Here is a 22,602-nt window from a genome sequence, read left to right as displayed (position 1 = left end):
TTTGACATTTCTTCTGCACTGGTAAACTAAATCACTTTTTTTGTCCCAGGCTCGCCTTGAGCCTGTTCTACCTTCCAACTGGAACCGTAACAACATGCGTACTAGCCAATACCTGCTCTCCACTCTCAAGGAGACACCTGCCGACGCCGAGGTGATCAGCCATCAACTGATGCTACGCGCCGGGATGATCCGCAAGCTGGCCTCCGGGTTATATACCTGGCTGCCGACCGGCGTGCGCGTTCTGAAAAAAGTCGAAAACATCGTGCGTGAAGAGATGAACAACGCCGGTGCGATCGAGGTGTCGATGCCAGTGGTTCAGCCAGCCGATCTGTGGCAAGAGAGTGGTCGTTGGGAACAGTACGGTCCGGAACTGCTGCGTTTTGTTGACCGTGGCGAGCGTCCGTTCGTACTCGGCCCAACTCATGAAGAAGTTATTACCGACCTGATTCGTAATGAGCTGAGTTCTTACAAACAGTTACCGCTGAACTTCTATCAGATCCAGACCAAGTTCCGTGATGAAGTTCGTCCACGTTTCGGCGTCATGCGTTCCCGCGAATTCCTGATGAAAGATGCTTACTCTTTCCACACTTCTCAGGAATCCTTGCAGGAAACCTACGATGCAATGTATGCGGCCTACAGCAAAATCTTCAGCCGTATGGGGCTGGATTTCCGCGCCGTACAGGCCGACACCGGTTCTATCGGCGGCAGCGCCTCTCACGAATTCCAGGTGCTGGCACAGAGCGGTGAAGACGATGTGGTCTTCTCCGACACCTCTGACTACGCAGCTAACATTGAACTGGCAGAAGCTATCGCGCCGAAAGAACCGCGCGCTGCTGCAACTCAGGAAATGACGCTGGTTGATACACCGAACGCGAAAACCATCGCTGAACTGGTTGAACAGTTCAATCTGCCGATTGAAAAAACCGTTAAAACACTGCTGGTTAAAGCCGTTGAAGGCAGCAGCTTCCCGCTGGTTGCGCTGCTGGTGCGCGGTGACCACGAACTGAACGAAGTAAAAGCGGAGAAACTGCCGCAGGTTGCCAGCCCGCTGACTTTCGCAACCGAAGAAGAAATTCGTGCCGTCGTTAAAGCAGGCCCGGGTTCACTGGGTCCGGTAAACATGCCGATTCCGGTTGTAATTGACCGTACCGTTGCGGCGATGAGTGATTTTGCTGCCGGTGCTAACATCGACGGTAAACACTACTTTGGTATCAACTGGGATCGCGATGTCGCAACCCCGGAAGTTGCTGACATCCGTAACGTAGTGGCTGGCGATCCAAGCCCGGATGGTCAGGGTACGCTGCTGATCAAACGCGGTATCGAAGTCGGTCACATCTTCCAGTTGGGTACTAAGTATTCTGAAGCTCTGAAAGCCTCCGTACAGGGCGAAGATGGCCGCAACCAGATCCTGACTATGGGTTGCTACGGTATTGGGGTTACGCGTGTAGTGGCTGCGGCGATTGAGCAAAACTACGACGAGCGCGGCATCGTATGGCCTGACGCGATCGCACCGTTCCAGGTAGCTATTCTGCCGATGAACATGCACAAATCCTTCCGCGTACAAGAACTGGCCGAGAAACTTTACAGCGAACTGCGTGCGCAGGGAATCGAAGTCCTGCTGGATGACCGTAAAGAACGTCCGGGCGTGATGTTTGCCGATATGGAACTGATCGGTATTCCACACACTATCGTGCTGGGCGACCGTAACCTCGACAACGACGATATCGAATACAAATACCGTCGTAACGGCGAGAAGCAATTAATTAAGACCGGTGACATCGTCGATTATCTGGTGAAACAGATTAAAGGCTGATGCCAGAAAGGGTCCTGAATTTCAGGACCCTTTTTTACATGGATTGTATAAAATGAATAAACCAAAGGCGTACTGTCGTCTGCTTCTCCCTTGCTTTCTTTTACTTTCGGCCTGTACCGTTGATATTAGTCAGCCAGACTCATCAGCCACAGCGGTAGATGCCGAGGCGAAAACATGGGCAGTCAAATTCCAGCATCAAAGCTCTTTTACCGAACAATCAATAACTGAAATAACTGAATCTGACCTCAAGCCCGGCGATTTGCTGTTCTCCTCAAGCCTTGGGGTAACCTCATTCGGTATCCGCGTCTTCAGCACTTCCTCGGTGAGTCACGTTGCCATCTATTTAGGTGATAATAACGTCGCAGAAGCGACAGGCGCTGGCGTCCAGATTGTTTCCCTGAAAAAAGCCATGAAGCATAGTGATAAGCTTTTCGTCTTACGAGCCCCGGATCTTACCCCGCAACAAGCCACAGATATCACCGCGTTCGCCAACAAAATCAAAGATAGCGGGTATAACTATCGCGGCATTGTCGAATTTATTCCGTTTATGGTGACCCGCCAGATGTGCTCACTGAATCCTTTTTCCGCAGATTTCCGCCAACAGTGCGTCAGCGGCCTGGCGAAAGCGCAGTTAAGCAGTGTTGGCGAGGGGGACAAAAAATCGTGGTTTTGTTCGGAATTTGTCACGGATGCATTTGCCAAAGCCGGGCATCCGCTTACGCTGGCGCAGTCAGGTTGGATTAGTCCTGCCGATCTGATGCATATGCGTGCTGGCGATGTCTCTGCGTTTAGGCCAGAAGCACAGTTACAGTATGTTGGGCATCTGAAACCAGGGATTTATATCAAAACGGGTCGCTTCGTTGGACTGACCCGGTGATAAAAGCCAGTCTCAGAGTGTTTATGCCGGATGTGGATTAAACGTTTGATCACTCCTAAGGAATGGGGGTGTTTTGTAGGCATGATAAGACGCGCCAGCGTCGCATCAGGCGTTGTGCACAGAATGCCGGATGCGGTGTGAACATCTTATTCGACCTACAAAATCGTGCTAATTCAAAACATTGCAATCTACTCTGTAGGCCTGATAAGCGTAGCGCATCAGGCAATTTTGCGTTTGTTTCTGCCACAAGCAGGTTTACTGCCCCAAACTACTGCAATCCTGGTTCGGGAAAAATTTACCAGCCGTATCGGGCGCTAATACCTTAGTCGGTGCCCCGATATCCGGATTAGCCTCAAGCGTAAAGTGACCTTCTACTGACAGCAGCACCGGTTTTTCACTGCTGCCGCGAGCAGCCAGATAGCCTCGTTCCAGCTCTGCGTTATTTGCCACCGCGAATCGTTTTCCGGTCGCACAATCAGTAAAAGTTGCTGCGTCAGCCATATAAAAATACATGCCACGCATGGTCATCGGTGTCATGGGCAAGCTGGATTTTGCCGGTTCCAGTGTGTAGTTGAACTGCGATTCAATCGGATTACCTTCACGATCGAGCATCTCCAGCGCATCACCTTTTGCCCGATAATATGACTTTTCGCCTTTAGTGTCGGTTAATACAAGTTTGTCTGCGGTTCTCGCCCATGTACCGTAGGAAGCAAAAGATGAAGGCTCTTCACGAGCGCCCAGATAGCGCTCATTCATTACCCAGGTTCCATCTTTTTCGAGAAACAAAGAGGTTTCGATCCCTTCACAATCAGCACACGGCAGCACACCACGCCAGCTTTGCGGCATCGGTTTCAGCTCGGCGGCCTGCGCTGGGGAAAGCATATCTACTTCGGCCCGATTATTACATCCCATTAGAGTAAAGAGACTGATTACAGTCATCGCTGCTACTATCGCTTTTCTCACCATCAATTCCTTCTTTTTATTCCCGACCGCTGCGCACTTTGCCACGCAACGCCTTCACGGTTGATTTTTGTGCTTTCGATACCAGCCTGCGCTCTTTCGATGCACGGGTAGGTCGCGTCGGTCGTCGGGATTTTTGTACCGTTGTTAATTCTTTAATCACTGCCACCAGTCGGGCCAGCGCCGCTTCGCGGTTCAGTTCCTGGCTGCGGTATTCCTGAGCCTTAATGACAATCACACCATCACTACTAATCAGGTGATGGCTGGCGGCGAGCAGGCGCTCTTTGTAATACTCTGGCAGGCTGGAGGCCCGAATGTCAAAACGCAGATGAATAGCCGTTGAGGTCTTATTGACATGCTGCCCGCCCGCCCCCTGAGCACGAATGGCGGTGATCTCAAGCTCGCCATCGGGGATAGCAACATGTCGGGAAATCACAATCATGACGGTTGTTGCCAGACAGTTAAGTTTACTTCCAGATTATTCTTATCATCCGATAACCAGATAATGCCGTCCTGAATCGTTGCCTGTAGTGTCATGGTGCGATCGGCAAAGGCACTCACTTTTGCCAGTTGCTCGTCGTCCAGATACCAGACGGAAAGATTGGCAAACTGCGCGCATTTGTTCTGATTTTGCTGCCACCAGATCTGCGCCGCCCGACTATTATAGGCAAACAGCGCCACTTCCGCGGCCTGGGTGCAGGCTTTCTTAATTCGCCGCTCGTCCGGCAGCCCCAGTTCAATCCACAAATCAATACCTAAATGATCATTACGCAGCCACGCTTCCGGCTCGTCATCGGCACACAAACCACGGGTAAATTGCAGACGTTCATCGGCATATTTCAGCCATGCCAGAAGGCGCAGCATCATGCGCTCCTGAGTTTCTGAAGGGTGGCGCGCCAGCGTCAGAGAGGCATCGAGAAACTGGTTGCGGTCAAGATCGGCCACATTAACCGTCGCTTTATAAATTGTCGCTTTAAGCGCCATAAGAAAACTCCTTTCGAATCAGGAGGCCATTGTAACGGAATACGTGCAGTTGCGGCGCTGATATTGCAGAAATGAGTGTGGTATAGTCACCTTGCGAAACAGGGTTTATCTTCGTAGGCTTAGACTTGCATCCACGGTTAAGTCAGAGTGCTGACAGGAGGGCATGTGGAAAAATATTGTGAGTTAATACGCAAGCGGTACGCGGAAATCGCCAGCGGAGACTTAGGATACGTTCCGGACGCGCTGGGCTGCGTTTTGAAAGTGCTGAATGAAATGGCTGCCGACGATGCCCTTTCAGAGGCTGTCAGGGAAAAAGCAGCATACGCTGCGGCAAACTTACTGGTGAGCGATTATGTCAATGAATGATACGTATCAACCTATCAATTGTGATGATTACGATAATCTTGAGCTCGCCTGCCAGCATCACCTGTTGCTGACGCTGGAGCTGAAAGATGGCGAAAAATTGCAGGGTAAAGCCAATGATTTAGTGTCCCGCAAAAATGTGGAATATCTGGTCGTCGATGTCGCTGGCGAAACCCGCGAGTTGCGCCTGGATAAAATTACCAGCTTTAGCCATCCGGAAATCGGTACGGTAGTGGTGAGTGAGTCCTGATTCACTTTTGCCGGATGCGACGCATAGCGCGTCTTATCCGGCTACGCTGAACTAACTATTTCTCTGCCAGAAAAAACTTACACCAGCCTCATCTTCAGAAAAGCCTTCACGTGTAACAAAAATTCCCGCTGCCGCAATCAACGTTTCGCCATAAAACAGCAGTGGCGTAGTATCACGCAGCCACGGCGGCACGCCCAGTTCCTGCCAGATTTTCTTTAACTTACGTCCACCGTTGCGCCCGACAATGTGCAGCAATCCCGACGCCTTAAAACGAACGCTAACCGCTTCGTCAGCACGCGGAGGACGAATATCTCCTCCCGCAGTAAACTGCACACTTCCCAGATCAGCCGGTAATTCCAGCGGCTGTTGCCACGCCAGCCACGGCACAATGGTTTCGCTTTGTCCGGCAACGGATTTAATCCACCACAGTTGCGACAGATAGCGACGGATTTCAAACGCGCCAAAGCGCAAACAGGGGGAAGCATCTTCCCGCGCCAGTGCAACTTCTTGCCAAATCCGTACCAGCGCATCGCGGGAAGGCATCGGCGCATTCAGCCCATCCAGCCAGCGGCGGATAATCGCCGCGCGGCGGACATCGCTCATCGCCATCATTGGCGCAATCTGTAGCGTTCCCTGCGACGTTTGGCAGTGCGCTAAATCATCCACCAGCAGTTCATCCAACAGGCTCTCTTGTTCAGCGCAAAGCGTGGCGCTGCGTGCCGTTGCTTCGGCAAAATGCGGCCAACGCTGCTGTAATAACGGCACCACGTGCAGGCGCAGGAAGTTACGATCGTAGCTATCGTCCTGATTACTTTCGTCTTCAATCCAGCGTAAGCCATGTTTATGTGCCCACTGCTCCAGCTCTCCACGTGTGCGAGTGAGCAACGGGCGGATAAGCCGGGTTCCGGCAAAATCAGATACTTCTCCCATAGCGGAAAGCCCGGCAGGGCCACTGCCACGTTTTAACGCCAGCAAAAAGGTTTCACATTGATCGTTAAGATGTTGTGCAGTGACCAGAACTTCTCCGGGTAACAGCGTTCGGGCAAATGCCTGATAACGCGCCTGCCGTGCCTGGGCCTCAATGCCTAACCCCTCTTGCGCAAGCTGCACGCGCTCAACCAGCAGCGGCACCTGCCACTGCTGGCAGATATTTTCACAATGCACGACCCAGGCATCAGCATTAGCACTTAAACCGTGATGCACATGGATAGCGCGTAACGTGACGTCCGGATTTTCAGCCCGCCACTGCACCAGTTGATGCAGTAAAACGGTGGAGTCCAGTCCGCCACTAAAGGCCACCAGAATCTGGCGTGAGGCGAGAAGTTGAGTATTCAGCGTGAGTGTCATGATAGTGCGAATCTACAATAGAGATGCCCGGCACGTTACCGGGCAAATGCGGCGATGACAAGCCTTACTGCTCATACAGTTCCAGTGGCAGCCCGTCAGGATCGTTAAAGAACGTAAAGCGTTTTTGCGTATACGGGTCGACACGTATCGCTTCACATTTCACATTATGGCTCTCAAGGTGCGCCACTGCCGTATCAATATCATCAACGCTAAATGCCAGATGGCGCAGGCCGCAGGCTTCCGGTCGGCTGGGGCGCTCCGGTGGGAATGGAAATGAGAAAAGCTCAATCACGTACTGCCCGTTAAGCGCCAAATCCCCTTTCCACGAATCACGCGCTTCGCGATAAACTTCGCTTTGCAGCGTGAAGCCGAGAATATCGCAGTAGAAGGCTTTGCTCACCGCATAATCCGTCGCAATAATCGCAATATGGTGAACCTGTTTTAAACCCAACATAGAATCTCCTGCATTGATATGATACGCACGTGCATCGCTATATATTGATAATACGCACAAATTACAGGAAAGATGAATCAGACATTTATACTCGTCATACTTTAAGTTGCATGTGCTGCGTCTGCGTTCGCTCACACCAGTCACTTACTTATGTAAGCTCCTGGTGATTCACTCGCTTGTCGCCTTCCTGCAACTCGAATTATTTAGAGTATACTCTGATTTTAAAACAACATCTCAAACGCCTGTAATAGCGGTTGAGATGCGGTTTGGTGAAGCGCTTTGCGGGAGATTACTCTGCGCTATTCTTGCTAACACTCTCGGCAATGCGGCGCAAATATTCGTTATTCTTAAACGCTATCATAATTAATTCGAAAGTCATACGACAGCTTATAAGGCCAATGACGGTATAAGCTACCCCTAAGATAATGTTTCCGCTAAATATGGAGAAGACACCGCCTATCAGTGTCAGCACCATAGCCAGCCAGTAAAAAAACACCAGAACACGCGGCATAAGAAGATGATCAAATCCTAAAATTGCTTTCATATTTTATCCTTAAAAATTCTATGAGATTGATAAAGTTATATTATTTTTGACCACTGTGTATATTTGTATATGCCTCCGAAATCGGAGTTATCAACATGAGTTCAAGAATTTTATGGCAGGGGAAAACGAAAGAAAGATTATCTAAATGTATTTATAATATGACTAAATAAACTACATAGAAAAAAAGGCCACCGAAGTGACCCTTTTCAGAAAATTTGCTGATTACGCGTAACCGTAGCTCATCAGTCGCTGATAACGACGATTTTTTAAATCTTCAGTGCTTAACACGTCGAGATCGGCCAGATCCGCCAGCAGTTGCGCTTTCAGAGACGCAGCCATCGCTTCCGGGTTACGGTGAGCGCCGCCCAGCGGTTCCGGGATGATGGAGTCAATCAGTTTCAGTTCTTTCAGACGCGGAGCGATGATGCCCATCGCTTCAGCCGCCAGCGGGGCCTTGTCTGCGCTCTTCCAGAGGATAGAGGCACAACCTTCCGGCGAGATAACGGAATAGGTGCTGTATTGCAGCATATTCACTTTATCGCCCACGCCAATGGCCAGCGCACCGCCAGAACCACCTTCACCGATAACCGTACAAACGACCGGTACGCCGAGGCGAGACATTTCACGCAGGTTACGCGCGATGGCTTCAGACTGACCACGTTCTTCTGCGCCCACACCCGGATAAGCCCCAGGGGTGTCGATAAAGGTGATGATTGGCATCTTAAAGCGTTCAGCCATTTGCATCAGACGCAGTGCTTTGCGGTAACCTTCTGGCGCTGGCATACCAAAGTTACGACGAATTTTCTCTTTGGTTTCACGGCCTTTCTGATGACCAATAATCATCACCGGACGACCGTCAAGACGGGCGATACCACCGACGATAGCTTTGTCATCTGCATACGCGCGGTCGCCTGCCAGTTCGTCAAATTCATCAAATGCCAGGCGAACGTAATCCAGGGTATAAGGGCGCTGTGGATGGCGTGCCAGTTGGGCAATCTGCCATGCACCGAGATCGGCGAAGATTTTACGCGTCAGTTCTACGCTTTTTTCACGCAGACGATGCACTTCTTCATCGATGTTAATATCCAGTTTCTCATCCTGGCGGCTAACCGCAGTCAGAGAATCGATTTTCGCTTCCAGCTCTGCAATCGGCTGTTCAAAATCAAGGAAATTCAGACTCATAGTATTCCTGTATTAGTCAAACTCCAGTTCCACCTGCTCCGAACCAATGAGGCCACGGAGATCGTTTAACAAACGATCGCTCGGAGAGACACGCCACGTCGCGCCAAAACGCAACCGTGCACGTGCATCCGCCCTCTGATAGTAGAGATGTACTGGAATTGTCCCAGAGCGGTGGGGTTCCAGAGACTGACGGAGTCGGTTTAAAAGCTGGTCATCAATTTGCCTGTCCGTCAGCGAGATAGCAAGCCCGCGAGCATATTTTTCCCGGGCTTCGTCAATATCCATCACTTCGCGAGCGGTCATTTTAAGCCCACCGCTGAAGTCATCAAAGCTGACCTGTCCGCTGACGATAAGTATGCGGTCTTTTTCCAGCAATTGCTGGTATTTATCCAGGGCGTCAGTAAATAACATCACTTCCAGCCGCCCGGAACGGTCATCCAGCGTGCAGATACCGATACGATTGCCGCGCTTGGTGACCATAACCCGCGCGGCAACAACGAGCCCCGCAGCCGTGGTGACTTTACCACGTTCTGTCGGGTGCATGTCTTTCAGCCTTACGCCTCCGACATAACGCTCAATCTCTTTTAAATACTGGTTGATCGGGTGACCCGTCAGGTACAGACCCAACGTTTCGCGCTCCCCATCTAACACCACCTGCTCCGGCCACGGCTGGCAGCTAGCGTAGGATTGTTCAATTTGTTCCGGCTCTTCTGCCAGCACGCCGAACATATCGGCCTGGCCGATGGCTTCCGCTTTCGCGTGTTGATCTGCCGCTTTTAACGCATCGCCCAGCGAGTTCATTAACGCCGCGCGGTGTGGCCCCAGGCGGTCAAATGCCCCTGACATGATCAGTTTTTCCAGCACCCGCCGGTTCAGTTTTTTGGTGTCGGTACGGGCGCAAAGATCAAACAGTTCGCGGAAGTAGCCACCTTTATTACGGGCTTCGATGATGGCCTCAATTGGCCCTTCACCCACCCCTTTGATAGCGCCAATACCATACACGATTTCCCCGTCATCGTTGACGTGGAAATGGTAAAGACCGGAGTTTATATCTGGCGGCAGGATTTTAAGGCCCATCCGCCAGCACTCATCCACCAGGCCAACCACTTTCTCGGTATTGTCCATATCGGCAGTCATTACCGCCGCCATAAACTCTGCCGGATAGTGCGCTTTCAGCCATAACGTTTGATAAGACACCAAAGCATAGGCCGCAGAGTGCGATTTGTTAAATCCGTAACCCGCAAATTTCTCTACCAGGTCGAAGATTTTCATCGCCAGTTCGGCATTGATGCCGTTCTTTTCTGCACCTTCGGCAAAAACAGAACGCTGCTTGGCCATCTCTTCCGGCTTTTTCTTACCCATCGCACGACGCAGCATATCCGCGCCGCCGAGGGTATAGCCAGAAAGTACCTGGGCAATCTGCATTACCTGTTCCTGATACAGGATAATACCGTAAGTTGGCTCCAGAACCGGTTTCAGGCTTTCATGCTGCCACTGCACGTCTGGGTAGGAGATCTCCTCGCGACCATGTTTACGGTCGATAAAGTTATCCACCATCCCTGATTGCAACGGACCTGGGCGGAACAGCGCCACCAGTGCGATCATATCTTCGAAGCAGTCAGGTTGTAGACGCTTGATCAAATCTTTCATGCCGCGCGATTCAAGCTGGAATACCGCTGTGGTTTCCGAGCGTTGCAGCATGTCGAAACTTTTCTTGTCATCCAGCGGGATCGCGGCGATATCCAGCGGCGGCTCGCCATTTTTCGCCCGCCGCTTGTTGATCATCTCCAGCGCCCAGTTGATGATGGTGAGAGTACGCAGGCCGAGGAAGTCGAACTTCACCAGTCCGGCGTATTCAACGTCGCTTTTATCAAACTGAGTGACCGGATGTTTGCCTTCTTCATCGCAATAAAGCGGCGCAAAATCGGTAATTTTGGTCGGCGCGATAACCACCCCACCGGCGTGTTTACCCGCGTTACGGGTAACCCCTTCCAGTTTACGCGCCATGTCGATCAGCGCCTTAACTTCTTCATCCGCTTCGTAAATTTCTGGCAACTGCGGCTCGGCTTCAAACGCTTTCGCCAGCGTCATCCCCGGATCTGGCGGGATCAGTTTCGAGATACGATCGACAAAGCCATACGGATGCCCCAGCACGCGACCTACGTCGCGGATCACCGCTTTTGCCGCCATCGTACCGAAGGTGATGATCTGCGATACCGCATCGCGACCGTACATGTCCGCCACATGTTCGATAACCTGGTCGCGTTTCTCCATACAGAAGTCAACGTCGAAGTCAGGCATGGAGACACGTTCCGGGTTAAGGAAACGTTCGAACAGCAGGTCGAATTCTAGCGGATCGAGGTCAGTGATTTTCAGCGCGTAGGCCACCAGTGACCCCGCACCGGAACCACGGCCAGGCCCTACCGGTACACCGTTATCCTTCGACCACTGGATAAATTCCATAACGATGAGGAAGTAGCCAGGGAAGCCCATCTGGTTGATAACCTGGAGTTCAGTATCCAGACGCTCGTCATATTCCGGGCGGCGCTTAAGACGTTCTTCTTCGTCAGGGAATAAAAATGCCAGACGCTCTTCCAGACCTTCTTTTGCTCGCTTAACCAGATAATCTTCGGTGCTCATGTCCCCGGTCGGGAACTGCGGCAGGAAGTATTCACCAAGACGCACGGTCACGTTACAACGTTTGGCAATCTCCACGGTGTTAGCAAGAGCTTCCGGGATGTCGGCAAACAGCTCGCACATCTCCTCTTCGCTACGCATATATTGCTGCGGCGAATAGTTACGCGGACGTTTGGGATCGTCGAGGGTAAAGCCGTCGTGGATCGCGACGCGGATTTCGTGCGCGTCGAAATCACTGCTGTCAATAAAGCGCACGTCGTTGGTTGCCACAACAGGCAAACCGCGCCTTTCCGCCAGTTCCACCGCCGCGTGCAAATAGCTTTCTTCATCCGGCCTGCCGGTGCGAATCAATTCGAGAAAATAGCGATCCGGGAAGTGCTCTTCATAAAACGCGACACACTCATCTACCAGTGCGCTGTTACCACGCAAAAGGCTGCGCCCGACGTCGCCCATGCGTCCGCCGGAGAGGAGGATCAACCCTGCGTTTAATTCGATAAGCCAGTCGCGATCGATGATCGGCCCGGCGGCACCATACCCGCGCTGATACGCTTTTGAGATCAGCAACGTCAGATTCTGATAGCCGGTATTGTTCGCCGCCAGCACCGTCAGGTGGGTTAACTCATCACCCAGCAGGTCGCACTGGACATTAAAATCCGCCCCGACGATAGGCTTAATCCCTGCGCCATGTCCCGCTCCGTAGAACTTCACCAGACCGCAAAGGTTGGTGAAATCAGTGATCGCCAGTGCCGGCATCCCCAACGCCGCCGCCTTTTTTACCAGCGGCGCGGTTTTTGCCAGACCATCGATCATCGAGTAGTCGCTGTGCACCCGTAGGTGAACGAAACGTGGTTCAGACATCTTCAGATTCCGGTTTACTTAATCTCGACACAAGAATCAGGACGCAAGTCCCAGTGCGCGTTTGACAGGGCCAAAGCTGCGCCGATGGTGTTCGGTCGCACCGTGTTCAGCCAGTTTTTCCAGATGAAAAGCCGTTGGATACCCTTTGTGTTGGGCAAATCCATATTGTGGGTAAATGATGTCCAGCTCCGCCATTTCAGCATCGCGTGTCACTTTCGCCAGGATAGACGCCGCACTGATTTCCGGCACGCGACTGTCGCCTTTAACAACCGCCATCGATGGCATCGGTAATTTCGGGCAGCGGTTACCATCAATCAACACATATTCCGGCGCAATATGCAGCCCCGCTACGGCACGCTGCATCGCCAGCATGGTTGCGTGTAAAATATTCAGTTCGTCGATTTCATGAGGTTCCGCGCGACCCAGACTCCAGCTTAACGCCTTCTCTTTGATCTCTTCACAGAGCGCCAGACGGCGTTTTTCACTCAGCTTTTTGGAATCATTCAACCCGACAATCGGGCGCGCCGGATCGAGGATCACGGCAGCGGTAACGACCGCACCGACCAACGGCCCGCGCCCAACTTCATCCACACCTGCAACAAGCTGCGTATGCGGATAAACAAATTCGATCATTGTGCTAACTCCAGAACGGCCTGCGCCGCCTGCTCATCGGCATTGCAGCGGATCTGCTGATGCAGCTCGCGGAAAGTGTCGTGCATCGCATGGCTGGTTTTACCATTCGCCAACAGCGGTAACAGCGCCGCAGCCAGTTTTTGCGGCTCACACTCTTCCTGCAATAACTCTTTGACTAACTCTCTGCCCGCCAGCAAATTTGGCAGTGAGACATAATCAGTTTTCACCAGCCGTTTCGCCAGCCAGAAGGTGAAAGGCTTCATACGATAGCCCACCACCATCGGGCATTTCGCCAGCATACACTCCAGTGCTGCCGTGCCCGACGCCAGTAGCGCCGCATCGCTGGCGACCATCGCCTCACGGCCCATCCCATCCAGCAAATGAACCGACAGGTCTGGCGCGACTTCAGCTTTGATGCGTTCAAACTGCTCGCGGCGTTTGGCATTCACCAGCGGCACCACAATCTCAAGATCCGGATATGTCTGGCGCAAAAGCTGGGCCGTTTTCAGGAAATCGGCACTAAGCATTTCGACTTCCGCGCCACGGCTCCCCGGCAGCAACGCCAGGCAGTGGGCATCGTGAGGGATCCCCAACACATCTCGTGCGGCATTTTTATCTGGATCTAACGGCATGGCATCAGCCATTGTGTGGCCGATAAAACGGCACGGCACGTTGTATTTGTCGTAAAACGCTTTTTCGAAAGGCAGAAATGCGAGGACTAAATCAGTGGCTCTGCCTATTTTGAAAACGCGTTTCTGTCGCCACGCCCACACGGACGGACTGACATAATGAATGGTTTTGATACCCTGCTTTTTGAGGTTACCTTCGAGGGTAATATTGAAGTCAGGCGCATCAATGCCAACAAAAACATCTGGCTTCAGTTCGCCAAAACGCTTTGTCAGATCGGCACGAATATGCAGTAAGCGACGCAGACGACCAAGCACTTCAACAATGCCCATCACCGCCAGTTCTTCCATTTCGTACCAGGCTTCGCAGCCTTCAGCCTGCATCCGTGGCCCGGCAACACCGACAAAGCGGGCGTTGGGCACACGTTCTTTCAGAGCGCGGATTAAACCGGCCCCCAGGATATCGCCGGAGGTTTCTCCGGCGACCAGGGCAATCGTTAATGGACGCTGTTCAGCCATTAACGAATCAGACCGCGCGTTGAGCGAGCAAAGAAATCGGCAAAGGCTTTCACTTCCGGATGCGTTTCCGCCAGTTCAGCAATTTCCGGTTTCACTTCATCAAGCGTTTTACCGCTGCGATAAATCAGCTTGTACGCATTGCGGATAGCGGTAATCGCCTCACGGCTGAATCCGCGGCGCTTCAGCCCTTCGATATTGACACCGAACGGCGTTGCGTGGTTACCCTGCGCAATGACATAAGGAGGGACGTCCTGTGCCACACCGGAGCAACCGCCAACCATCACATGCGCACCAATGATGCAGAACTGATGGACTGCGGTCATGCCGCCGATGATCGCAAAGTCGTCTACCGATACGTGCCCCGCCAGCGTTGCGTTGTTGGCGAGAATGCAGCGGTTACCTACCGTACAATCGTGCGCAATGTGCGCATTGATCATCAGTAAGTTGTCGCTGCCCACCTTCGTCAATCCACCGCCCTGGACTGTGCCACGATGAATGGTGACGCTTTCGCGAATGCGGTTACGATCGCCAATCTCCACACGGGTCGGTTCGCCAGCATATTTCAGATCCTGGTTAACTTCACCGATGGAGGCGAACTGATAAATCTCATTGTCGCGGCCAATTTTAGTATGACCATTCACGACAACGTGAGATTTCAGTACGGTATTCTCACCAATTTCGACATGGGGTCCAACGATACAAAAAGGACCAATGTGAGCGTTGGCACCAATCGACGCGCCCTCTTCCACAATGGCGGTTGGATGCACAAAGGCGGATTTATCAATCACGTATCAGGCCTCCCGGCTACGAGCACACATCATCGTTGCTTCGCAAACTACCTTACCGTCGACCAGAGCAACCCCTTTAAAACGGGTCAGGCCACGGCGCGTTTTTTCGAAAGTGACTTCCATGATCATTTGATCGCCTGGTACAACCGGGCGCTTGAAGCGCGCTTCATCAATACCGGCGAAGTAGTAAAGTTCACCCGGTTCCAGTTTTCCTACGCTTTTAAACGCCAGAATACCTGTTGCCTGTGCCATAGCTTCCAGAATCAGCACTCCCGGGAAAATCGGTTTTCCAGGGAAATGGCCCTGGAAGAATGGCTCATTGACAGAGACATTTTTAACTGCGCGCAGAAAACGACCTTCTTCAAAATCCAGCACGCGATCCACCAGTAAGAATGGGAAACGGTGCGGTAGAAGTTCTAAAATCTCTTCAATCTGCAGAGTATGAGTGTTAGTAGTCAAGATACTCTTCCTGTCAAAATATAAGAAACGATAATAATAACACGGCCTGCCGCAATCGTAAGAATGAGACAGGCCGTAAAGTTTGGCGAACAATAGATGGAACGTTAGTCTTGCTGATTAACCTTGCGCTCAAGCGATTTCAGACGCTTGCTCATATCATCAATGTTCATCACCAGTGCAGCGGTTTTGCGCCAGACTTTGTTGGGTTGCAGCGGAATGCCTGAGGAATAGACGCCAGGTTCAGTAATAGGACGCATCACCATACCCATGCCCGTAACCGTCACTTTATCGCATATTTCCATATGCCCGTTGATTACGCTGGCACCGCCGATCATGCAGTAACGACCAATTTTCAGGCTGCCCGCCATAATGACGCCACCGGCAACCGCCGTATTGTCGCCAATCACGACGTTATGTGCAATCTGACACTGATTATCAATGATCACGCCATTGCCGATCACCGTGTCATCCAGCGCGCCGCGATCGATGGTAGTACAGGCACCAATCTCCACGCGATCGCCAATAATCACGCGACCAATCTGTGGGATCTTCACCCAGTTACCACGATCGTTGGCATAGCCAAAGCCGTCTGCACCGATCACAGTTCCGGATTGGATCAGGCAATTCTGACCGATCTGGATCTCATGGTAAATGGTTACGTTCGCCCAAAGGCGCGAACCTGCGCCGATTTTGCTGTTTTTACCAACGAAGCAACCGGCACCGATAATCACGTTATCACCCAGCTCAACGCCGGACTCAATGACCGCGTTAGCGCCAATTGAGACGTTGTTACCCAGCTTCGCCGTTGCATCAATCACCGCACTTGGTGCAATGTTCTGCGCGGGCTGCGGCGTGGTATCTAAAATTTGCGCCATGCGCGCGTAAGTCAGGTAGGGATTCTTCACTACCAGTGCGGCACTTTTCGCGAAAGGAAGATCGTCCTGGGTCATCACAACCGCGGACGCCTGGCACAAGCCTAAATGTTCACGGTATTTAGGATTAACCATGAACGTAATATGACCTGTTTGTGCAGATTGCATGGACGCAACGCCGGTGATGACGATATCGCCATCACCGTGTAGTTCTGCATCCAACTGCTGCGCTAAATCAGCCAGTCGAATTGAAGGCATTACTTATTTAACCTGTTTCAGTACGTCGGCAGTGATGTCTTTTACATCGCTGCTGTTGTAAGCAACGGCGTTTGCATCAACAACCAGATCGATGCTCTGGCTGCTGGCAACGGATTTCACAGCAGTCTGGATACGAGTAACCAGTTTGCCGCGTTCTTCGTTGGAACGACGTGCGCGATCTTGTTCAAAAGCCTGCGCTTTCTGAGCAAAAGTCTGGCGCTGAGCCATCACGTCTTTTTCCAGCTTAGTACGATCGCTACCGGCTTTCATGGACTGCAGCTTTTTCATTTTAGCCTGCAGATCGGTTTCCATACGCTGCAGTTCGCTGGCACGGCCTTTGAACTCATTTTCCAGCGTGTTAGAAACACCGGTTTTCTGTGCTACCTGCTGGAACAGGCTACCCATATTGACGATTGCAATTTTGTCAGCCGCCTGAGCAGAAGTTGCCAGTGCTAAACCGAGACCTGCAGCTAATAACCACTTTTTCACAATAAACTCCTTACCATCCCATTTGCACCGGAAGGTGCAGTTCTTTGCGTGGCCCGGCGATCTTATAAAGATCGCCAAAAGTCATCGCTACACTACCACTACATTCCTTTGTGGAGAACACTTACCAGGTTTTACCAATGTTAAACTGGAACTGTTCTGCTTTGTCTCCATCGTACTTTTTGAACGGCTGGGCGTAGGAGAACACCAACGGCCCCAATGGGGACATCCATTGTAATGCGATACCCGCAGACATACGGATATTGCTTGGATCACTATAGTCCGGATATCCAGAATATTGGCTGGAATCCCAGTTTGTATCCCAAACAGTACCCATATCCCAGAAGAAGGAAGTGCGGACTGAGTTAGCATACTTGTCGCTAATGAACGGTGTCGGGGTGATGAGTTCGAGGCTGGCAACCGCCATGGCGTTACCGCCTACAGCATCATCCGATTTACACAGATCTTTTGCGCCGTCCTGAGTCGCACATTCGTAGTCGTAGTCCGGATCATAATTACTGGCCTGATGCGGGAAGTAAACCGCTTTCGGACCAATGGTGTTGGACTGGAAGCCACGCACGGTGCTGGAACCACCGGCATAGAAGTTTTCATAGAACGGCATCTCTTTGCCGCCTAAGCCATCACCGTAACCCCAACGAGTACGGCCCAGCACAACCCATTTGTGATCGTCGTCGATCGGCACATAGGTCGCCGTGTCTAACGTCACTTTGTAGTATTCGTTATCCGATCCCGGAATGGTCACTTTACCCGTCAGGTTGACACGCGAACCATCCGTCGGGAAGTAACCACGGTCGAGCTTGTTATAGGTCCAGCCATAGTTGAACGTGAAGTCGTCCGTTTTGAAGCTGTTATCTTGATCAGAGGTGCTCGGATGTTCACCCATAGAGTAGAGATAACGCCACATCGCGACCTGCGGCTGCATGTTAGACAAGGAGTTATGTACATAACCCAGACCTGCACGCAGCGAGTTGTATTCGTTAACCGGGAAGCCTAACGTCACGTCTGTACCATAACTCTTGTTGGTATAGTCGGACAGGTCGGCGTCATCTGCCTGGAAGTCATTATAGAAGACACGACCACCAAGGCTTACGCCATCTACAGTGAAGTATGGGTTGGTAACGGACAGTTCAGCATAGGTCTGGTAATCGTTTTTAGTACCGTTAATACCAACAGCATAACCCGTACCTAACCAGTTATCCTGCTGTACGCCCGCCTGGAAGCTCACGCCACTTTCTGTACCGTAACCAATACCGAAGTTGAAGCTACCGGTGTTACGTTCTTTGACCTTGTAAACCACATCAACCTGGTCCGGACTACCCGGAACACGTTGGGTATCGGTATCAACCGTTTCAAAGAAGCCCAGACGATTCAGACGTTCTTTACCCTGATCAACCAGATCGCTGCCTAACCAGGCACCTTCCATCTGGCGCATTTCACGGCGCAGGACGGCATCTTTCGATGTGTCGTTACCTTCAAAACGGATCTTACGCACGTAGAAACGGTTACCCGCATCGACATTCACACGTAATTTAACGGTTTTGTCAGCATCGTTAATTTCAGGCATCGACTGTACGCGCGGATAGGCATAACCATAGCGACCGAGAAGCTTTTTAATATCATCTTCCATTTTGGTCACTTTGGTGCCGTTATACAGCTCACCCGGCTCGATTTTCGTCAGTTGCTCAATTTCAGCGGAGTGGCCGGCAAGATTGCCGCTCACTTCAACACCAGAGAGCTTATACTGATCGCCTTCGGTGATGTTCACCGTGACGTAGATACCTTTCTTATCCGGCGTCAGACTGACCTGAGTCGAGTCAATGTTGAAACGGGCATAACCGCGATCCAGATAGTAACTGCGCAGGGTTTCAAGATCGCCCGCCAGTTTCTGTTTCTGGTATTTACGATCACCTACCACGTTCCACCACGGCACTTCGTCACGCAGTTGGAAATGAGAGATCAGTTCGTCGGTGGTGAAAGCATGGTTACCAACAATGTTGATTTGCTGGATTTCTGCTGACACACCTTCCTGGAACACCAGTTTAAGGTCAACACGGTTACGCGGCAGTGGTGTCACGACAGCTTTTACGCTGGCGCTGTATTTACCGACGCTGTAGTAGAAGTCTTCCAGACCTTTTTCGATATCAGCAATGGTGGTGCGATCAAGAGATTCGCCCACACGCACGCCAGAAGCCTCGAGGTTTTGCTTCAGCATGTCATCTTTCACCGATTTGTTACCGGAGAAAGTGATGCTGGCAATGGTCGGACGTTCTTTTACCTGAACCAGAAGGGTATCACCATCACGAAGGACGCGAACATCCTCAAAGTTGCCGGTAGCAAACAGAGCGCGAATGGTATTACTGATATCTTCATCATTAACCGTGTCGCCTGTGCGCACCGGCATACTGAGGAGGGCCGCACCAACGGCGACACGCTGAAGGCCTTCGAAATGAATGTCTTTCACTACGAACCCTTCAGCACCGTATACGGTGGCGCTGCTAAACAGCAGCGACGCTATGAGCAACTTTTTCATCGCCATCGTTATTATGCGTTCTTCCTAACTAACTCTCATAACCGAGAGAAATCATTGAAAAGTGCAAGCCCCATTAACAACACCAGCAGAATCGAGCCAATGCGATAACAAAAGTCTTGAACCCGCTCGGATACCGGTCCGCCCTTGATCTTTTCGATCGCAAGGAACAGCAGATGCCCCCCGTCAAGTACGGGCAACGGAAACAGGTTAATTATCCCTAAGTTCACGCTAATAAGCGCAAGAAACGGCAGATAATAAACAACCCCGAGTTCCGCTGTCATCCCAGCCCCCTTGGCGATAGAGATCGGCCCACTGAGGTTGTTCAGTTTCACATCACCGGTGATCAATTTTCCCAGCATACTGACCGTCAGCTTCATCAACTGCCACGTTTTGTCCGTGGCTTCGACGATGGCGTTGAACGGCCCATACTGGCGTACAACTTTATACTCATCTGGCAAAGGAATGACTTTCGGCTCAATACCGACAAAGCCAATCGCCTTGCCATTACCCGGTTTGCTCTCCGGGACTAATGTTAAAGACAAGGGACTCCCCTGCCTTTCAATTTCCAACGCTAAGGCTTTACCCGGGTTATCCCGGACAAGCATCACAAACGCCACCCATTGCGTTAATGGCTGACCATCGACTTTAACGATCCTGTCGCCTGCTTGCAAACCCGCCTTGCTTGCCGCTGAGTTTGGCTGCACATTTTCCAGTACAGGTTCAATTTGCGGCCCACGGGGACGAATCCCCAAAGAAGATACAGGATCTTCTTTATCAGGCTCAAACGCCCAGTGACGTAAATCGAGCCTTACATCGCGTCGCTGGTCGCTGCCGAATGGTGCTACGGTAACGGTGGTACTTTCATCGCCAATTTTATCGACCAACTGCAAACGCACAGCATCCCAATCAGGCGTTTCGATACCATCAACGGCTTTTAGTTCCGTACCTGGTGCAATTTGTGCTTGCGCAGCTATCGAGTTGGGCAATATTTCGCCAACCACCGGACGAACACCAGGCACGCCAATGATAAAAACCAGCCAGTAGGCAAAGATAGCAAAAATGAAGTTTGCAACCGGACCTGCGGCTATAATCGCCGCACGTTGGCCGACAGATTTATTATTGAAGGCCTGGTGGCGGAGTTCCGGAACAACCGGTTCTGCGCGCTCATCCAGCATTTTGACATAACCGCCCAACGGGATCAGGGCGATGACATATTCAGTGCCTGACTTATCAGTCCGGCGCCAGAGCGCCTTACCAAAGCCTATCGAGAATCGCTCAACGCGGACACCACAACGCCGGGCAACCCAGAAATGACCAAATTCATGCACGGTGATAAGCACACCCAGTGCAACGATGAACGAAGCCAAATCCCAGAGAAAACTCAGCATAATACCTTCCGTCAAAGCGTCCTGAATACCAGCAACAACAGACAAGCAAAGACCGGCACCGCAGCCGTCAGGCTATCAATACGATCCAAAATACCGCCGTGTCCTGGAATTAAATGACCGCTGTCCTTAATTCCTGCTTCACGCTTAAACATGCTCTCGGTCAAGTCGCCTAACACTGAGGCTAACGCCGCGACAATAGAGCAAATGAGTAAGGTGATAGGTGCAACGTTCAAATTCGCCCACATGCCGTAACCCCATGAGATTACCGCTGCGGTCGCGAGTCCGCCAATAAAGCCCTGCCAGGTCTTGCCTGGAGAAACCTTCGGTGCCAACTTATGTTTGCCAAACAATTTGCCAAACATATATGCGCCAGAGTCAGCTCCCCAGACCAGGATCATGACATAGAGCAGCCATATCGCGCCACTGTAATGATTCTCGTCATAGTGCCATGTCCGTAACGCCAGCATGCCCCAAAAGAAGGGAACAATGGTTAATACACCAAAGATAATGCGCAATGTTTTGGAGTTTCGCCAAATTGCCGCAGAACCGGGGTAGAATAACACCAATAACAACGCAGCAACCCACCAGCCAAGCGAAGCCCAAAGCGAGACTTCAACCAGCGGTTGATGGATATTTCGGTGATATTCTGGCAACAGAAAAAGCATCAGCGCCAGCAATAACCCGCACAGCACCGCCAGCCATACCCGCTGCGAGCGAGTGGTAAAACCGCTAAGCTGTCCCCATTCCCACGCTGCCAGCATACAGACCACCAGCGTAACAATAGCGAACCCCACCGGCGGCAACAGAAACAGTGCCGCGATGACTACGGGTATTAAAACAAAAGCAGATATCAGGCGATACTTCAGCAAAAGCGACCCCCATCAGGCTGTTTCATCACCAGGCTCGGTGCCGCCGAAACGACGCTCTCGATTAGCAAAGGCATTTAACGCCCCTTCAAAGTCTTGTTCATCGAAATCGGGCCAGAGAACATCTGTAAAGTAAAGTTCGGCATAGGCAATTTGCCAAAGCAAAAAGTTACTAATGCGATGCTCTCCCCCAGTCCTAATTACTAAATCTACAGGGGCCAGTTCATGCATACAGACATGCTGGTTTAGCATCTCTTCATCTATCTGATCCGGTTGCAGATTTCCTTGCTGCACCTTTTCAGCCAGTTGCCTGACGCCCTGGACTATATCCCAACGTCCACCGTAGTTCGCCGCAATATTCAACGTCAGACCGGTATTCCCGGCAGTTAACGCTTCAGATTTACGAATACGTTCTTGCAAACGCGAGTTAAAGCGACTGGTATCGCCAATAATACGCAGACGCACGTTATGCCGATGCAGGCTTTTTACTTCGCTATCAAGCGCCCACACAAACAGTTCCATTAACGCACTGACTTCCTGCGCTGGTCGGTTCCAGTTTTCACTACTAAAGGCATACAGCGTTAACGCCTCAATACCGTTGTTGGCCGCAAAAGAGACCGCCCGACGGACCGATTTAGCCCCGGCTTTATGCCCGAAGGCACGAATTTTCCCTTGCTTTTTTGCCCAGCGCCCGTTGCCATCCATAATGATCGCGACATGGCGACAGCCATGAACTGGCAATTTTTCGCTAAGTGGTTGAGTAGCAGACAACATCACGCGTTTCTTATTCCCTGAAAGGGTTTACGGTACTCAGGAATACTGAAGCCTATACAAAAAAAAGCCGTGTCAAACCACGGCATACCTGACCTTAGAAAGCCAACTACTTA

Annotated in this window: 22 protein-coding genes; 4 read left to right on the top strand and 18 right to left on the bottom strand. The window is 51.5% G+C overall.

What is annotated here, in order from left to right; all coding sequences use genetic code 11:
• Positions 1-94 precede the first annotated feature (94 nt).
• Both proS and A31E_RS00095 read left to right on the top strand, forming a co-directional pair.
• Positions 95-1,813, top strand: a complete 1,719-nt coding sequence (gene proS, locus A31E_RS00090) for a proline--tRNA ligase (RefSeq protein WP_001260711.1) — start codon at positions 95-97, stop codon at positions 1,811-1,813.
• A gap of 52 nt (positions 1,814-1,865) precedes the next feature.
• Positions 1,866-2,690: a YaeF family permuted papain-like enzyme gene (locus tag A31E_RS00095; protein WP_016249636.1), complete on the top strand. Its 825-nt coding sequence runs from the start codon at positions 1,866-1,868 to the stop codon at positions 2,688-2,690.
• A gap of 255 nt (positions 2,691-2,945) precedes the next feature.
• Here A31E_RS00095 and nlpE read toward each other — a convergent pair whose 3' ends face one another.
• Genes nlpE through A31E_RS00110 form a run of 3 tightly spaced genes read right to left on the bottom strand, consistent with a single transcriptional unit; the run spans position 2,946 to position 4,634 of the window.
• Positions 2,946-3,656 (bottom strand): envelope stress response activation lipoprotein NlpE, encoded by a 711-nt coding sequence (gene nlpE, locus A31E_RS00100; protein WP_000251764.1) that lies wholly within the window; start codon positions 3,654-3,656, stop codon positions 2,946-2,948.
• 13 nt (positions 3,657-3,669) lie between these two features.
• Complete coding sequence (gene arfB, locus A31E_RS00105) at positions 3,670-4,092, bottom strand: alternative ribosome rescue aminoacyl-tRNA hydrolase ArfB (RefSeq protein WP_000635552.1); 423 nt, start codon at positions 4,090-4,092, stop codon at positions 3,670-3,672.
• Positions 4,089-4,634: a YaeQ family protein gene (locus A31E_RS00110; RefSeq protein WP_001185278.1), complete on the bottom strand. Its 546-nt coding sequence runs from the start codon at positions 4,632-4,634 to the stop codon at positions 4,089-4,091. Before A31E_RS00110 ends, arfB begins: the two co-directional genes overlap by 4 nt.
• Positions 4,635-4,799: 165 nt before the next feature.
• Between A31E_RS00110 and A31E_RS00115 the strand changes: the two genes are divergently transcribed.
• On the top strand, positions 4,800-5,000 hold the full coding sequence (locus A31E_RS00115; RefSeq protein ID WP_000417058.1) for a YaeP family protein: 201 nt from the start codon (positions 4,800-4,802) through the stop codon (positions 4,998-5,000).
• Positions 4,987-5,247 (top strand): Rho-binding antiterminator, encoded by a 261-nt coding sequence (gene rof / locus A31E_RS00120; RefSeq protein WP_001517780.1) that lies wholly within the window; start codon positions 4,987-4,989, stop codon positions 5,245-5,247. The genes A31E_RS00115 and rof overlap by 14 nt, the downstream gene beginning before the upstream one ends.
• Positions 5,248-5,298: 51 nt before the next feature.
• Here the strand turns inward: rof and tilS are convergent, their stop codons facing one another.
• The 15 genes from tilS to ispU form a co-directional block, all read right to left on the bottom strand.
• Entirely contained in the window at positions 5,299-6,594 is a 1,296-nt protein-coding gene (gene tilS / locus A31E_RS00125; RefSeq protein ID WP_016249635.1) for a tRNA lysidine(34) synthetase TilS, read from the bottom strand.
• Positions 6,595-6,658: 64 nt separating this feature from the next.
• Entirely contained in the window at positions 6,659-7,048 is a 390-nt protein-coding gene (locus tag A31E_RS00130; protein ID WP_000901101.1) for a VOC family protein, read from the bottom strand.
• A gap of 289 nt (positions 7,049-7,337) precedes the next feature.
• A complete protein-coding gene (locus tag A31E_RS00135) occupies positions 7,338-7,592 on the bottom strand; it encodes a DUF4282 domain-containing protein (protein ID WP_000644312.1) in 255 nt (84 codons plus the stop codon).
• Positions 7,593-7,814: 222 nt separating this feature from the next.
• On the bottom strand, positions 7,815-8,774 hold the full coding sequence (accA, locus tag A31E_RS00140) for an acetyl-CoA carboxylase carboxyl transferase subunit alpha (RefSeq protein WP_000055741.1): 960 nt from the start codon (positions 8,772-8,774) through the stop codon (positions 7,815-7,817).
• Positions 8,775-8,786: 12 nt separating this feature from the next.
• Complete coding sequence (dnaE, locus tag A31E_RS00145) at positions 8,787-12,269, bottom strand: DNA polymerase III subunit alpha (protein WP_016249634.1); 3,483 nt, start codon at positions 12,267-12,269, stop codon at positions 8,787-8,789.
• Positions 12,270-12,305: 36 nt separating this feature from the next.
• Positions 12,306-12,902, bottom strand: coding sequence for a ribonuclease HII (gene rnhB, locus A31E_RS00150; RefSeq protein ID WP_000569435.1), 597 nt, complete (start codon positions 12,900-12,902; stop codon positions 12,306-12,308).
• Positions 12,899-14,047, bottom strand: coding sequence for a lipid-A-disaccharide synthase (gene lpxB / locus A31E_RS00155; RefSeq protein WP_000840596.1), 1,149 nt, complete (start codon positions 14,045-14,047; stop codon positions 12,899-12,901). Before lpxB ends, rnhB begins: the two co-directional genes overlap by 4 nt.
• Positions 14,047-14,835, bottom strand: a complete 789-nt coding sequence (lpxA, locus tag A31E_RS00160) for an acyl-ACP--UDP-N-acetylglucosamine O-acyltransferase (RefSeq protein ID WP_000565976.1) — start codon at positions 14,833-14,835, stop codon at positions 14,047-14,049. Before lpxA ends, lpxB begins: the two co-directional genes overlap by 1 nt.
• Before the next feature lie 3 nt (positions 14,836-14,838).
• Entirely contained in the window at positions 14,839-15,294 is a 456-nt protein-coding gene (gene fabZ / locus A31E_RS00165; RefSeq protein WP_000210739.1) for a 3-hydroxyacyl-ACP dehydratase FabZ, read from the bottom strand.
• Positions 15,295-15,398: 104 nt separating this feature from the next.
• On the bottom strand, positions 15,399-16,424 hold the full coding sequence (lpxD, locus tag A31E_RS00170; protein WP_001139277.1) for a UDP-3-O-(3-hydroxymyristoyl)glucosamine N-acyltransferase: 1,026 nt from the start codon (positions 16,422-16,424) through the stop codon (positions 15,399-15,401).
• Between the two features lie 3 nt (positions 16,425-16,427).
• Positions 16,428-16,913, bottom strand: coding sequence for a molecular chaperone Skp (gene skp / locus A31E_RS00175; RefSeq protein ID WP_000758958.1), 486 nt, complete (start codon positions 16,911-16,913; stop codon positions 16,428-16,430).
• Between the two features lie 121 nt (positions 16,914-17,034).
• Positions 17,035-19,467, bottom strand: coding sequence for an outer membrane protein assembly factor BamA (gene bamA, locus A31E_RS00180; protein WP_001240903.1), 2,433 nt, complete (start codon positions 19,465-19,467; stop codon positions 17,035-17,037).
• Positions 19,468-19,496: 29 nt separating this feature from the next.
• On the bottom strand, positions 19,497-20,849 hold the full coding sequence (rseP, locus tag A31E_RS00185; RefSeq protein WP_000948226.1) for a sigma E protease regulator RseP: 1,353 nt from the start codon (positions 20,847-20,849) through the stop codon (positions 19,497-19,499).
• Between the two features lie 11 nt (positions 20,850-20,860).
• Complete coding sequence (cdsA, locus tag A31E_RS00190; RefSeq protein ID WP_000922453.1) at positions 20,861-21,718, bottom strand: phosphatidate cytidylyltransferase; 858 nt, start codon at positions 21,716-21,718, stop codon at positions 20,861-20,863.
• 12 nt (positions 21,719-21,730) lie between these two features.
• Positions 21,731-22,489: a (2E,6E)-farnesyl-diphosphate-specific ditrans,polycis-undecaprenyl-diphosphate synthase gene (gene ispU, locus A31E_RS00195; protein ID WP_001517776.1), complete on the bottom strand. Its 759-nt coding sequence runs from the start codon at positions 22,487-22,489 to the stop codon at positions 21,731-21,733.
• Positions 22,490-22,602: the final 113 nt, after the last annotated feature.

Origin of the sequence: Escherichia sp. KTE159 (assembly GCF_000408805.1) — a bacterium.
Classification (GTDB): domain Bacteria; phylum Pseudomonadota; class Gammaproteobacteria; order Enterobacterales; family Enterobacteriaceae; genus Escherichia; species Escherichia marmotae.
This window is presented reverse-complemented; position numbering and strand designations above follow the sequence as displayed.